This is a genomic window from Dactylosporangium sp. NPDC051541 (assembly GCF_044454505.1).
GTDB lineage: Bacteria > Actinomycetota > Actinomycetes > Mycobacteriales > Micromonosporaceae > Dactylosporangium.
This window is the reverse complement of record NZ_JBITDU010000003.1, coordinates 287,795-301,607: the sequence shown is the minus strand read 5'-3', so window position 1 is coordinate 301,607 and position 13,813 is coordinate 287,795. Positions and strand designations below refer to the sequence as shown.

Below are 13,813 nucleotides of genomic sequence, written 5' to 3'. Positions count from 1 at the left end.
AATTGCCGGGTGGAACGTGTGACTGTCTGGGATGACCGGCTGAACGCGGACGAGCGGGGCCTGCTCGCGCCCGGGCGGCCGCAGGACCTCGACCGCAGCCCGGACGTCCTCGTGGTCGGCGGCGGCGCGATCGGGCTCGCCGCGGCCGTGTTCGCCCGGCGGGCCGGGCTCGGGCGGGTGGTGCTCATCGAGCGCGCGCTGCGGCTGGCGCCCGGCGCGTCCTCCGGCAACGGCGGTGCGATCGCCCCGGACCTGCACGTGCTCACGGACAGCCCCGAGTTCGTGGCGTTCGGGCGCGGGAGCCGGCAGCTGTACCGTGACCTCGACGCCGAATGGGACGGCGCCATCGGCACCTGGCCGACCCGCTGGCTGGACATCCGCCCGGCCGGCACCCTCGCGGACCAGGCCCACCGGCGAGCGCCCGACCTGGCCGGACCCAACCTCGCCGGACCGAGCCCCGGCGACCAGGGCGGGCTGCGGTTGCTGGACGAGCGGGACGTGCGGGAGCTCGAGCCGGACGTGCGGCTGCCCGACGGGGCCGAGGCGCTGCTGGCCGAGGGGCAGCTCGCCGTCGACCCGCTGCGGCTGGCCCTGGCCTTCGCGGCGCGGGCCGGGCAGGTGGTGACCGGTGTGGGGCTACTCGGGGTGTCCGTGCGCGGCGACCGGGTCGGCACCGTCCACACGACGGCCGGCGACTTCACCCCCGGCGCGCTGATCGTGGCCACCGGGCTGGTGCCGCCGCCGTGGCATCGGGGGGTGCCGCAGCGCTGGGTCAAGGGCCATATGCTCGCGGTCGCGCCCGGGCCGTGGCGGCTCGGCAGCGTCCTGTCCGGGCCCTTCGGCGGCGGGACACCGCTGCCCGGCGGCGGGGTGGTCTGCGGCGGGACGTTCGACGAGGGCGACCACAGCCGCGACGTGCGGCCCGAGATCGCCGACCCGATGGCGAAAGCCCTGGCGACCCTGATCCCGGCGGCCGCCGACGCGAAGATCAGCCACCGGTGGTGCTGCTTCCGGCCGCAGATCGAGCAGCGGCAGCCCGTCGTGGACCGGCTGCCCGGGGTCACCAACGGCTGGTTCGCCGGCGGGCACTTCACGACCGGGATCATGATGGCACCGGCGACGGGGGCGGCGCTGGCCGGCTGGGCCGCCTCGGGGCGCGCGCCGGACGAGGTGGCGACGTTCACGCTGCCGCCGGCGCCGTACGGCTACCCGTACCCGGGGTCCGGACCGGCCTGAACAGCGGCGGCCCGCGCCTGCCGAAACGAAGCGCGGGCCACCGGATCAGCCGAGGATCACGGGGTCAGGTCGATGTAGTCCGACCAGCCGCCGGCGTAGTACTTGTAGTACGCGTGCCCGTCCTGCTGGCGGGTGTAGGCCTCGGTGGTGCCGAACCGCGGGTTGTACAGCACCGAAGCGCTGCCGTCGGTGTTGCCGCCGAGGTTGTTCCAGCCGGACCAGCCGCCCAGGTAGTACACGTACTTGAGCTCGTCGCCGGGCGTGTGGACGTACACCTCGGTCGTGCCCGACGAGCGGTTGTAGACGACCCCCGGGTCCTCGTCGAGCGAGCCGCCGAGCCCCGTCCAGCCGGACCAGCCGCCCAGGTAGTACACGTACGCGAGCTCGTTCGTGGCCGTGCGCAGGTACACCTCGGTCGTGCCGTACTTCGGGTTGTACAGCACCGCCGGTGTCCCCTGGACCGTGCCGCCGAGGTTGATCCAGCCGGACCAGGCCCCGAGGTAGTAGACGTACGAGAGGCCGGCGCTGGTCAGGGCGTACGCCTCGGTCGTGCCGTACTTCGGGTTGTACAGGACACCGGGGTCGCCGGTGAGCGTCCCGCCGAGATCGATCCAGCCCTGCCAGCCGCCCGAGTAGTAGGTGTACGCCAGGGAGCCGCTCGCCGTGCGGGCGTACACCTCGGTCGTGCCGTACTTCGGGTTGTAGATGACCGCGGGGCTGCCCGCGAGGTTCCCGCCGAGATCGATCCACGCCGACCAGTTGCTGGAGAAGTAGCGGTACCCGAGATGGTTGTTCGCCAGCCGCGCGTAGACCTCGGTCGTGCCGAACCGCGGGTTGTAGAGCACCGCCGGGTCGCCCTGCAGCGAGCCGCCGAGGTCGGTCCAGTTCGACCAGTCCCCGGACCAGTACGCGTAGATCAGGTGGTCGCCGGCGTCGGAGCGCGCGTAGACCTCGGTGGTGCCGTACTTCGGGTTGAACAGGCTCTGCGGTTTGCCGACCGGCCGCGGCGGGTCGCTCTGGCGGATGAACAGCAGCCGGTTCGGGGTGCCGACCCGCGCGTACGCCGGGTAGGACGACATGTTCAGCACGCCCACCGACGAGCCCTGCACGAGCGCGTCGCGGACCTGCCGCGGGCTGTAGCCCTGGTGGTCCTGCAGGATCAGGGCGGCCGCGCCGGCGACGTGCGGTGAGGCCATCGAGGTGCCGTCGAGGGTGTTGGTGGCCGAGTCGCTGGTCATCCAGTCGGAGGTGATGCCGACGCCGGGCGCGTAGAGGTCCACGCAGGGGCCGTAGTCGGACCAGCGCACCGGCTTGTCGTCGATCGTCGCCGCGCCGACCACGATCGCCTCGGCGATGTTGCCGGGCGAGTTGTTGCAGGCGTTGGTCGGGTTGTTGTTGGCGTCGCCGTTGCCGGCCGCGACCGACCAGGTGAGCCCCGAGGCGATGGAGCGCTTCAGGGCGGCGTCGAGCATGATCGTCGGGGTGTCCGAGCCGAGGCTCATGTTGACCACGGCCGGGTGCACGGCGTACGCGGTGATCCAGTCGACGCCGTGGACGACCTCGGACAGGTAGCCGTTGCCGCTGCAGTCCAGCGCCCGCACCGCGACCAGCGAGATCTGCTTGGCCACGCCGTAGCTGGTGCCGCCGATCGTGCCGGCGACGTGCGTGCCGTGCCCGTCGCAGTCGGCGGCGTTGGCCGGGTCGTTGCTGTTGTCGGCGTTGTCCGGGTTGTCGTAGTAGTTCACGTTGCGGTCGACGAAGTTGCGCCCGTAGGAGGCGCGGCCGCCGAAGTCGTTGTGACTGATCCGGATGCCGGAGTCGAGGATGTACGCGGTGACGTCCGGGGCCGAGTTCGGGTAGGTGTAGGTGTTGTCGCGGGCGTTCGGGTGGGTGTCGATGCGGTCCAGGCCCCACGGCGGCGACGCCTGGGTGGCGTCGGCGTGCAGCAGGATGTTGCGCTCGATGCTCACCACGTTGGCGTTGGCGGCGATCTGCGCGGCCTTCGTCTCGTCGATATTGTCGATCGCGAAGCCGCGCACCGCGCTGCTGTACTGCTCGCGGACCTCCCCACCGTACTGCTGGGCGATCTTCTCGGCAGCGTCCGCAACGGCGGCCTGGGCCTGGGCGGCGCTCTGGGCCCCCGGCGGCTCCTTGAGCAGAACCACGTAGCCGTTGGACTCGCCCGCCGCGGCCTCGTTGAACACGATCCCCATGGGCGGTGCGGCGCTCGCCGGGAGTCCCGGGGCGAGCACGGCGACCGCCGCGAGCGCCACGGTGCCCAGGCGGCGCCGTCTACCGGTGTCGCGCATGACATCACCTTCGGTTGTCCGACAGTAACTCAGTGTCACCATATCGGACCAACCGGCACTGTGGATCAAGACCGCCCAGCGCGGTCAGGAGCACGTGCGCAACGCGCCGGGCACACGGCAACGCGCCGAGCACATGCAGCGCGGACCGAGCAGCTGCGCAACGCGGGAGCGATCGGGTCAGCGGCGGCGGATCCACCAGACGATGCCGAAGACCACTGCGAACCCCGCCGCTGCGGTCACCACGTAGGGCACCACGCGCCGCACGGCCGCCCCGACGCCGGAGACCGCGAGCAGGTCGATCGCCTCGGCCTCGGGCTGCACCGGTGCGATCGGCTCCCCGGCCCGCGACTCGTCCAGCGCGAGACTCGGCGTGGAGGAACCGGCCGAGGCGGAGACCGACGGCGCGGACGACGGGGAGGATGACGGCGGCGGCGAGGAAGAGGGCGACGACGGGGCTGAGGACCCGGCGGCGAGCTTTCCGGCCAGGCAGTCGGCGAACTGGCCGATGAGCCGGCCGCTCACGTCGCCGATGAGACCGCGGCCGAACTGGGCGGCCTTGCCGGTGATGTCGAGGTCGGTGGAGACGTTCACCCGCGTCTCGTCACCCTCCGCTATCAGCGTCGCGGTGACCGTGGCCCGGGCCGTGCCGCCGCCGCGGCTGTCGGCCCCGTTGGCGCTGATGACGACGCGGTGGGCGGCCTCGTCGCGCTCGACGAACTTTCCGGAACCCCTGAAGGTGAGGCTGACCGGGCCGAGTTTGACCTTCACGGTGCCGGTAAAGTCGTCGCCGTCGACCGACGTGAGGGTTGCCCCGGGCATGCAGGGGGCGATCCGCTCGATGTCCAGCAGTACCGCCCACGCCTGGTCGACCGGCACGGGCACGGTGAAGGTGTTCTCCAGTTGCACGGACCCTACCTCCGAAAGTCGGTGGCCCCGGCCGAGCGCGCGCGGGACCACCTAGACGTTAGACCCTCGGCGCGGCTGCGGTGGGAGCGCGGCGGAGTCCAGATTGCTCCTGCGTGTGTCCCGCGGGAGCCAGGCTATCGGTGTTGTGACCGGGCTTCCGCGAGATGTCCGCATGGGGCACCCGGGCCCGCCGCATCCCCGCAGCCCCGCCGCAGCCCGCAACGCCGCCGCCGCAGCCCGTAGCGCCACCGCCGCAGCCCACAACGCGTCACAGCCCCGCAGCGCCGCCGCAGCCCGCAACGCCGCAGCCCACAACGCCACCGCCGCAGCCCGCAGCGCCGCCGCTGCAGCCCGTCGCAGCCCGCCGCCGCCCAGCCGCAGCCCGGCCGCCCAGCCGCTGCGGCAGCTGTCGCAGCCCCGCCGCCGCAAGCCCAGCCGCAGCCCACAGCGCCGCCGAAGCCCCGCTGCCGAAGCCTCGGCGTAGCCCACAGCCCGCCGCTGCGGCTGCAGCAACCCAGCCGCAGCCCCGCCGCCGCCGCAAGCCCAGCCGCAGCCCACAGCGCCGCCGAAGCCTCGCTGCCGAAGCCCCGGCGTAGCTGCCGCAGCCCTGCCGCAGCTACGCCGAGGGGCCAGCCCTGCTGGTCGTGCTAGACGCCCAGGGCCTTGCACACCGCCCGGGTGGTCAGGACCCGGGCCAGTTCCCGCCGGTAGTCCGCGGACGCCGAAAGGTCGTCGACGGGGGCGGTGCCGTTCGCGGCCGCGCCGCAGGCTTCGGCGATCGCGGCGGGTGTGGCTGGGGCGCCGGTCAGAGCGTGCTCGACGGCTCGGGCGCGGTGTGGGACCGGGCCTACGTTGGTCAGCGCGATCCGGGCCGCGCCGATGCCGCCGTTGTCGCGGCGGACGGCGGCCGCTACGCCGACGATCGCCCAGGACTGCGACGTGCGGTGGAACTTCTCGTAGTGCACGGCCCAGCCGGCCGTCGACGGCAGGCGCACCTCGACCAGCACCTCGTCCGGGGCCAGGGCGGTGGTGAACAGGTCGACGGCGAAGTCGGCCGCGGGGACCGAGCGGCGGCCGGCCGGGCCCTGCACGACGTAGGTCGCGTCGAGCGCGGCGGCCACGGCGGGCAGGTCGGCGGCCGGGTCGGCGTGGGCGAGCGACCCGCCGAGGGTTCCACGGTGGCGCACCTGGCGGTCACCGACCGTGGCGGCCGCCGAGGCGAGCAGGGGTGCGTGCTCGCGCACCAGGTCGGACGCGGCGACCTCGGCGTGCGTGGTCATCGCGCCGAGGACCAGAGTGCCTTCCTCCAGGTGTACTCCACGCAGGCCCGGCACCGCCCCGAGGTCCACGAGCACGGTCGGCGCGGCGAGGCGGAGCCGCAGCACCGGGAGCAGCGACTGGCCGCCGGCCAGCACCTTGCCCTCCTCCGCGGAGCCGAGCGCGGCCACCGCCTCCTCCACAGTGGACGGCCGCAGGTAGTCGAACGCGACCGGGATCATGACTCGCCTCCGGGCTGATCGGCGTGCACGGCACCGGGCATGACCTGATCGGTGCCGGCCACGGCGGACCGGGGCGCGTCCGGGCCCCGCTTCAGCGCCCGCCACACCCGCTCGGGCGTGCACGGCATCGGGACGTCGGACACCCCGTAGGGGCGCAGCGCGTCGACGATCGCGTTGACCACGGCCGGGGTCGCGGCGATCGCGCCGGCCTCGCCGACACCCTTGACGCCCAGCGGGTTGGAGGTCGCCGGGGTCTCGGTCCGGTCGCTCACGATCGTGGGCAGGTCGGCCGCGGTCGGGATGGTGTACTCGACGAACGACCCCGTGAGCAGCGTGCCGCTGCTGTCGTAGACGGCCTGCTCGTGCAGGGCCTGCGCGATGCCCTGGGCCACGCCGCCGTGGACCTGGCCCTCGACGATGAGCGGGTTGACGACCCGGCCCACGTCGTCGACCGCGACGTATCGACGGATGGTGACCCGGCCGGTGAGCGTGTCGACCTCGGCCGCGCACAGGTGGGTGCCGTGCGGGAAGGAGAACGTCTGCGGGTCGAACGTCGCGTCGGCGTCCAGGGACGCCTCGACCCCGTCGGGCAGGTCGTGGGCGGCGAAGACGGCGAACGCGCAGTCCCCGATCGTCTTGGCGGCGTCGGGGGTGCCGCGGACCCGGAAGGCTCCCGCGGTGAACTCGACGTCGTCGGGGCTGCACTCGAGCATGTGCGCGGCGATCAGGCGGGCCTTGTCGCGGACCTTGCGGCAGGCCTCGACCAGCGCGACCCCGCCGACTGCGAGGGAGCGGGAGCCGTAGGTGTCCAGGCCCTTGTGCGAGGTCCGGGTGTCGCCGTGCAGGACCTCGACGTCGTCGAACCCGACCCCGAGCTCGTCGGCGACGATCTGGCTCCAGGCCGTCACGTGCCCCTGGCCGTGCGGGCTCGTGCCGGTGACGACCTCGACCTTGCCGGTCGGCAGGACGCGGACGGAGGCGCTCTCCCAGCCGCCGGCCGCGTACCGCAGCGCGCCGAGGATCCGCGACGGCGCCAGACCGCACATCTCGGTATAGGTGGAGACGCCGAGACCAAGCTGTACCGAATCCGCCGCTTCTCGCCGTTTCTGCTGCTCCGCGCGGAGGGCCTCGTAGCCGAAGAGGTCCAGGGCCTTGTCGGTGGCCGCGTCGTAGTCGCCGGAGTCGTAGACCAGGCCGGCGACGGTCGTGAACGGGAACTCCTCGGCCTTGATCCAGTTGCGGCGGCGCAGCTCGATCGGGTCCAGGCCCAGCTCGGCGGCGAGCTCGTCCATCGCCCGCTCGATCGCGTAGGTCGCCTCGGGCCGGCCCGCGCCGCGGTAGGCGTCGGTGATCGTGGTGTTGGTGAAGACGCCGGTGCACTCGAAGCGGTACGCCGGGACCTTGTAGATCGAGTTGTACATGAACGCGCCCAGGATCGGCACGCCCGGCCCGACGAGGCCGAGGTAGGCCCCCATGTTGGCGATGAGCTTGACGTCGATGCCGGTCAGCGTGCCGTCGCGGCGGGCGGTAAGCGTGATGTCCTGGATCTGGTCGCGCCCGTGGTGGGCCGAGACCATCGTGTCGCCCCGGGTCTCGGTGTACTTGACCGGCCGCTGGATGCGCTGGGCGGCCAGGAAGGCGATCATCTCCTCCGGCGTGACCTGCAGCTTGCCGCCGAACCCGCCGCCCACGTCGGGCGCGATGACCCGGATCTTGTGTTCGGGGACGCCGGTGAGCAGGGCGTAGAAGACCCGCAGGATGTGCGGGATCTGCGTCGCCGACCAGATGGTGTACTCCCCCACGCCCGGGTCAACCACGACGCTGCGCGGCTCCATGAAGGCCGGGATCAGCCGCTGCTGGATGTATCGGCGCTCGATGCGCACCTCGGCCTCGGCGTCGGCGACGCTCGTGCCGGTGCCCGCGGCCGCCGAGTCGAAGATCCAGGTGTAGGACCGGTTGGTGCCCTTGTCCGGGTGGACCAGCCCTTGATCGTTGAAGGCCGCCTCCAGGTCCAGCACCGGATCCAGGGGCTCGTACTCGACCTCGATGGCCTCGAGGGCGTCGATGGCGCTGGCGGCGTCCCGGGCCGCGACGACCGCGACCGCCTCGCCGTGGTGGCGCACCAGGTCCACCGCGAGCGGCGGCCGGACCGGGTGCACGATGTCCTCGGTGACCGGCCACGCGCACGGCAGGCTGCCCTGCACGTCGGCGACGTCGGCCCCGCTGAACGCGGCCACGACGTTGGGCTCCCGCAGCGCCGGGGAGACGTCGATGCGGGTGATCCGGGCCGCGGCGTGCGGGCTGCGCAGGATGGCCAGGTGCAGCATCCCGGGCAGCGCGATGTTGTCGGTCCAGCGGGTCCGCCCGGTGATGAGCCGCGCGTCCTCCTTGCGCCGCCGGGCCGCGCCGACCTCGGGCTCGAGGGTGGAGGTCATGCCGTCACCTCCTGCGCCTGCGGCACCGGCGCCCGCAGCTCGGCCGCCGCGGCCTGGACCGCGCGCACGATGTTCTGGTAGCCGGTGCAGCGGCACAGGTTGCCGTTGAGCCCCTCGCGCACCTCGTCCTCGGAGGGGTCGTCGTTGTCGCGCAGCAGGTCGACCGCGGCCAGGATCATGCCCGGCGTGCAGAACCCGCACTGCAGCGCGTGCAGCTCATGGAAGGCCCGCTGGACGGCGTGCAGCGACCCGTCGGGCCCGGCCAGGCCCTCGATGGTGGTGACGCTGGCCCCGTCGGCCTGGACGGCGAGCACGGAGCAGCTCTTGACACTGCGCGGCGCCTCGTCGGCGCCGCCCATGAGCACGGTGCACGAGCCACAGTTGCTGGTATCGCATCCGATGACCGTGCCAACCTTGCCGAGCCGCTCACGAAGATGCTGGACAAGAAGGGTCCGCGGCTCGACATCGTCGACGTAGCGGCTGCCGTCGACGTCGACACTCACGCGAACACGTTGGGAAGAGGACAAAGTGGCCTCCCGCGGGGGACGTGCCGAAACGGCCCGTCACGCGGCGGACGCAACACGGGCCACCTGGATCTGCCTGATCAGCAGACCTCAGTCTGAAGATCAAAGCAAGCCCTGTCAGTGCTCGGCGGCGGGGACCACCAGGGGGCGCTCGACGGCGTCGAGGGCGGCCAGGGTTTCCAGTTCGGCGCGGTAGTCGGCGCGGTCCAGATCGCCCACGAAGAGGCGGGCGGTGGCCAGACGCTCGGCGGTGGCGCGCCGGCGGTGCGGGCGGCCCGGGGCGGTGGCCCGGTGGACGTGGCGGGCGAGGAGCAGGACGTAGACGCCGGCCGTCGCCGCCGCGGCGATCATCGTCGCGAGCATTCGCAGATGCTACGGAGCGTGGCCGCGGCGGCGGTACCGGCCCTCCGGGTACAAAAAGGGCGCTGGAATGCTGACCCCGTGGAGAGCAGCGGGTATCGGCGGTCGGCGGGGACGGCGCGGGGTGAGGCGCGGCGCGTCGAGCTGCTGGAGAAGGTCGTCGAGGACCTCGCCGCGAACGGGCTCGTGGACTTCTCGCTGCGGCGGGCGGCGCGGGCGGCCGGCACGACGCACAAGGTGCTGCTGTACCACTTCGAGGGGGTTGACGACCTGCTCGTCCAGGCCGTCGACCGGCTCCGGGAGCGGCGGATCGAGTCCGGGCTCGCGGCCGCCGCCGGCTCGGAGCAGACGCTGGCCGCCCGGGTCGGGGCGCTGTGGCCGGTGCTGACCGATCCGCGGTTCGGACACCGGGTGCTGGAGCAGTCGACGGGGCTGGCGATGTACGACCCGGGGCGGTACGCGCGGTTCGGGCGGGAGGCGACGGACATCTACCGGCCGGCCCTGCTGTCGCTGTGCCCGCCGGAGTGGGACGAGGGGCGCCGGGCCGAGGTGGCCGAGATGGTGCTGGCGACGCTGCGGGGGCTGCTGCTCGACCGGGTGACGGGGGGCGACGAGGAGGGGGTCGCGGCGGGGCTGCGGGCGCTGCTGCGCGCCCTCGAGCGGGAAGAAGGGGCTGGCGCCTGATGTGAACCACGTGGTTCACTTCGAGGCATGGCGGAGATCGAGCTCGGGGTGGGGACCGTCGAGTACCGGGACACCGGGGGCGACGGGCCGGTCATGGTGCTGCTGCACGGGCTGCTGATGGACGAGACCCTCTGGGATGCCGTCATTCCCGACATATCGCGAAATTTCCGGGTGGTGGCGCCGACCCTGCCACTCGGCGCCCATCGGCGGCCCGTGCGCGCCGACGCCGACCTCAGCCTTCGCGGTACCGCCGAAACCACAACGGAACTGCTCGAACGGCTCGATCTGCGAGCGGTGACGCTGGTCGGCAACGACACCGGCGGAGCGGTCGCGCAGCTGGTCGCGGCGGCCTCGCCGCGCGTACAGCGACTGGTCCTCATCTCCTGCGAGGCGTTCGACAACCTGCCGCCGGGGCTCACCGGGAAGACCGTGGCCGCGCTCGGGAGGCTGTCCCCCGGGCTGTTCAAGGCGTTCATGCAGCAGATGCGGCTCAAGCCGATGCGCCGGCTCCCCATCGCGTTCGGGTGGCTGACCAAGCGCGGCGACGCGGCCACCCGGGCCTGGATGGAGCCGATCCTGACCCGGCCGGGGATCGCCCGGGACGCCGTCCGGGCGCTGCGATCGCTGTTCGCCGACCGCTCGGTCCTGCTGGAGGCGGCCAAGGACCTGCGTGAGTTCGACCGGCCGGCCCTCGTCGTGTGGGCGGCCGGCGACCGGGTCATGCCGCCCGAGCACGGCCGCCGCCTCGCCGAACTCCTCCCGCGGGGGAAGCTGGTCATCGTCGAGGACACCGCCACGCTGATCCCGCTGGACCAGCCGAAACGCCTGGCCGAGCTGCTTCAGCCGAGGTCGTGGTGAATCCGGCCCGCCGTCGTGGTGAGCCGGGCCCCGCCGCCGCCCCAGCGGCCGGCGATGATCTCCGCCGCGATGCTCACCGCGGTCTCCTCCGGGGTGCGGGCGCCGAGATCCAGGCCGATCGGTGAGGACAGCCGGGCCAGCTCCTCCGGGCTGATTCCGGCCTCGCGGAGGCGGGCCATCCGGTCGTCGTGGGTGCGGCGCGAGCCCATGGCGCCGACGTAGGCGAACTCGCGGCTCAGCGCCACCCGCAGCACCGGCACGTCGAACTTCGGGTCGTGGGTGAGCACGCACACGACCGTGCGGTCGTCGACCCGGCCGGCGTCGATCTCGCCCTGCAGGTAGCGGTGCGGCCAGTCGACGATCACCTCGTCGGCGCCGGGGAAGCGCTTCGAGGTCGCGAAGACGGGGCGGGCGTCGCAGACCGTCACGTGGTATCCGAGGAAGGCGCCGATGCGGGCGACCGACGCCGCGAAGTCGATGGCGCCGAACACGAGCATCCGGGCCGGTGGGGCGTAGGAGGCCACGAACACGGCGAGGCCCTCGCCGCGGCGTTCGCCGTCGAGGCCGTAGTGCAGGGTGTCGGTGCGGCCGGCCGCGAGCAGGCCGCGGGCGTCGTCGGTCACCGCGGCGTCCAGGCGCGGCGAGCCCAGCGTGCCGTCGACGGCGGCCGGCCAGACGACCAGGCGGCGGCCGATGGACTCCGGAGGGCCCTCGACGATGGAGACCACGGCCACCGGGTCGCGGTGCTCGATCGCGTGGGCGACCCGGTCCAGGGCCGGGAACCGATCGGTGTCCACGGGCTCGACCAGCAGCTCGATGATGCCGCCGCAGGTCAGTCCGACCGCGAAGGCGTCGTCGTCGCTCACGCCGTATCGCTGGACGACCGGCACCCCCGTCGCGACCACCTCGCGGGCCAGCTCGTAGACGGCGCCCTCGACGCAGCCGCCGGAGACGCTGCCCACGGCGGTGCCGTCCGGGCCGACGAGCATCGTCGCGCCCGGCGGGCGGGGCGAGCTGTGCCACGTCCGCACCACCGTGGCCATCCCGACCGGCTCCCCCGTGCGCCACCAGCCCAGCAGGTCCTGCACGACTTCACGCACGGCGCACCTCCAGCTCGCGCACCAGTTCTTCGAGCGCCGCGACGGTGTGGCCGGCGACCAGCGCGTCGACGTGCGGCAGCACCGCGGCCAGGCCCCCGGCCGACGGCGTGAACCCCGGGCGGCCCGCGTGCGGGCTCACCCAGACGACCCGGGCGGCGAGGCGGCGCAGGTGGGCGGCGGCGTCGGCGAGGCGGGCCGGGTCGCCGGTCTCCCAGCCGTCGCTGAAGATGACCACGATGGCCCGCCGGGCCGCGCCGCGGTGCCCGTCGCCGCGCACGAACCGGCTGACGGTGTCGGCCAGCCGGGTCCCGCCGCGCCAGTCCGGGATCGCCTGCCCGGCCAGGCGCAGCGCGGTCTCCGCGTCGCGGGTGCGCAGCGCGGCGGTGACGGGGGTGAGCCGGGTCCCGAGCGCGTAGACGGCCGTCCATCGTGGACGGTGCCGCACCAGGGCGTGGGCGAACCGCAGGAGCGCGTCGGCGTACGGCGACATCGAACCCGAGACGTCGACGAGCAGGACGACCCGGCGCGGCCGGGGGCGGCGCTCCTTGCGCAGCAGCACGTCGGGTCCACGCAGGAGCGCGCGAACGGTGCGGCGGCGGTCGACGATGCCACGGGAGCTCTTCGTGTATCGCCGCCCGGCCCGCATCGCCTGGACGCGCGCGGTCATCGCGAGCAGCCGCGCGGCCTCCGCCCGCTCCACAGTGGACAATGTGGCCAGATCGCGATGCCGCAGTACCTCCGCCGCACTCGCCCGCACCGCCAGTCCCGGATCGCCTTCCTCGGCCCGCGCCTCGGGCGGCATCGTCGCCCGGAACAGCGACCGCTCCGGCAGCCGCTTCACCGGCCACGGCGTGCCCTTGGCGTCGGGCTCGCGCCGCACGGCGTCGTAGGCGGCGATGTCCTCCGGCGAGCCGCAGAGCGTGAGCCGCCCGACCCAGTAGGCGTGCTCGGGGCCGACCACGTCGAGGGCGGAGAGGAAGGCGAGGCGGCGGTCAAGCGAGTACATCGGCGGCCTTGACGAGCTCGATGTCCTCGCGCACCTTCAGCACCACGCCCAGGGTCTCCCGCACCGGCCCGGGCAGCCCCAGCTCGCGCAGGGCCGCCGCCCAGTCGATCGCCTCGGCCACCCCGGGCGGCTTGACGAGGTCGAGGGTGCGCAGCGTGGCGGTGGCCGCGGCGACCCGGGCCGCGAGCCGCTCCTCGATCCCGGGCAGCCGGGCCCGCAGGATGGCGGCCTCGCGCTCGGGGCCGGGGTGGGCGACCCAGTGGTACAGGCAGCGCCGTTTCAGCGCGTCGTGGACCTCGCGCGTGCGGTTGCTGGTGACGACCACGACCGGCGGCACGTCGGCCACGATCCGGCCGAGCTCCGGCACCGTGATCGCGGCGTCGGCCAGCAGCTCGAGCAGGTAGGCCTCGAACTCGTCGTCGGCCCGGTCGATCTCGTCGACCAGCAGCACGCAGGGGGCCCGCTCGATCGCCCGCAGCAGCGGCCGGGCCAGCAGGAACCGCCGGTCGTAGAGGTCGGCCTCGAGCTCGTCCGCCGACAGTGCCCGGCGGGCCGCGGCCTCGACCGCGCGCAGGTGCAGGACCTGGCGCGGGAAGTCCCAGTCGTAGAGCGCCTGGGCGGCGTCGAGGCCCTCGTAGCACTGCAGCCGGATCAGCTCGACCCCGGCCGCCTCGGCCAGGGCGGCGGCGAAGGCGGTCTTGCCGACCCCGGCGTCGCCCTCGAGGAAGATCGGCCGGTGCAGGCGCAGCGCGAGGAAGCCCGCCATCGCGAGCCCCTCATCGGCGAGGTAGCCCACGTCGGCCAGGCGCGCCGCGAGAGCGGCCGGCGACGCGAAATCCGGCACGCCCCCACTATGCCTCGCCGCCGCCGGAAAAGCAGCAGCGCTCAAGGTCCCG

General features: G+C 73.6%; 12 protein-coding genes. 3 read left to right on the top strand and 9 right to left on the bottom strand.

The annotated features are described in order from the left end of the window. Positions 1–9: 9 nt before the first annotated feature. Positions 10–1,236 (top strand): NAD(P)/FAD-dependent oxidoreductase, encoded by a 1,227-nt coding sequence (locus ACIA8L_RS15500; protein WP_395904727.1) that lies wholly within the window; start codon positions 10–12, stop codon positions 1,234–1,236. Between the two features lie 56 nt (positions 1,237–1,292). On the opposite strand, the gene ACIA8L_RS15495 is transcribed toward ACIA8L_RS15500, so the two are convergent. From ACIA8L_RS15495 to ACIA8L_RS15470, 6 genes are all read right to left on the bottom strand, one after another. Then, the gene (locus ACIA8L_RS15495; RefSeq protein ID WP_395904726.1) at positions 1,293–3,545 is read right to left on the bottom strand and encodes a S8 family serine peptidase; all 2,253 of its coding nucleotides are present in this window, start codon (positions 3,543–3,545) and stop codon (positions 1,293–1,295) included. A gap of 177 nt (positions 3,546–3,722) precedes the next feature. Then, on the bottom strand, positions 3,723–4,451 hold the full coding sequence (locus ACIA8L_RS15490; protein ID WP_395904724.1) for an SRPBCC family protein: 729 nt from the start codon (positions 4,449–4,451) through the stop codon (positions 3,723–3,725). A gap of 647 nt (positions 4,452–5,098) precedes the next feature. Then, a complete protein-coding gene (locus tag ACIA8L_RS15485; protein ID WP_395904722.1) occupies positions 5,099–5,950 on the bottom strand; it encodes an FAD binding domain-containing protein in 852 nt (283 codons plus the stop codon). Next, positions 5,947–8,385, bottom strand: a complete 2,439-nt coding sequence (locus tag ACIA8L_RS15480; RefSeq protein WP_395904720.1) for a xanthine dehydrogenase family protein molybdopterin-binding subunit — start codon at positions 8,383–8,385, stop codon at positions 5,947–5,949. Before ACIA8L_RS15480 ends, ACIA8L_RS15485 begins: the two co-directional genes overlap by 4 nt. Then, complete coding sequence (locus ACIA8L_RS15475; RefSeq protein WP_395904718.1) at positions 8,382–8,888, bottom strand: (2Fe-2S)-binding protein; 507 nt, start codon at positions 8,886–8,888, stop codon at positions 8,382–8,384. The genes ACIA8L_RS15480 and ACIA8L_RS15475 overlap by 4 nt, the downstream gene beginning before the upstream one ends. A 138-nt stretch (positions 8,889–9,026) precedes the next feature. Then, entirely contained in the window at positions 9,027–9,272 is a 246-nt protein-coding gene (locus ACIA8L_RS15470) for a hypothetical protein (RefSeq protein WP_395904717.1), read from the bottom strand. A gap of 78 nt (positions 9,273–9,350) precedes the next feature. Between ACIA8L_RS15470 and ACIA8L_RS15465 the strand changes: the two genes are divergently transcribed. Next, positions 9,351–9,953 (top strand): hypothetical protein, encoded by a 603-nt coding sequence (locus ACIA8L_RS15465; RefSeq protein ID WP_395904715.1) that lies wholly within the window; start codon positions 9,351–9,353, stop codon positions 9,951–9,953. A 27-nt stretch (positions 9,954–9,980) separates the two neighbouring features. Beyond that, the gene (locus ACIA8L_RS15460; RefSeq protein WP_395904713.1) at positions 9,981–10,811 is read left to right on the top strand and encodes an alpha/beta fold hydrolase; all 831 of its coding nucleotides are present in this window, start codon (positions 9,981–9,983) and stop codon (positions 10,809–10,811) included. Here ACIA8L_RS15460 and ACIA8L_RS15455 read toward each other — a convergent pair. The 3 genes from ACIA8L_RS15455 to ACIA8L_RS15445 are packed head-to-tail and all read right to left on the bottom strand — an operon-like array spanning position 10,793 to position 13,761. After that, on the bottom strand, positions 10,793–11,911 hold the full coding sequence (locus ACIA8L_RS15455) for an XdhC family protein (protein WP_395904712.1): 1,119 nt from the start codon (positions 11,909–11,911) through the stop codon (positions 10,793–10,795). The two genes, ACIA8L_RS15460 and ACIA8L_RS15455, sit on opposite strands and share 19 nt — an antisense overlap. Next, positions 11,904–12,917, bottom strand: a complete 1,014-nt coding sequence (locus tag ACIA8L_RS15450) for a VWA domain-containing protein (protein ID WP_395904710.1) — start codon at positions 12,915–12,917, stop codon at positions 11,904–11,906. The genes ACIA8L_RS15455 and ACIA8L_RS15450 overlap by 8 nt, the downstream gene beginning before the upstream one ends. Continuing rightward, complete coding sequence (locus tag ACIA8L_RS15445) at positions 12,904–13,761, bottom strand: AAA family ATPase (RefSeq protein WP_395904708.1); 858 nt, start codon at positions 13,759–13,761, stop codon at positions 12,904–12,906. Before ACIA8L_RS15445 ends, ACIA8L_RS15450 begins: the two co-directional genes overlap by 14 nt. Positions 13,762–13,813 lie beyond the last annotated feature (52 nt).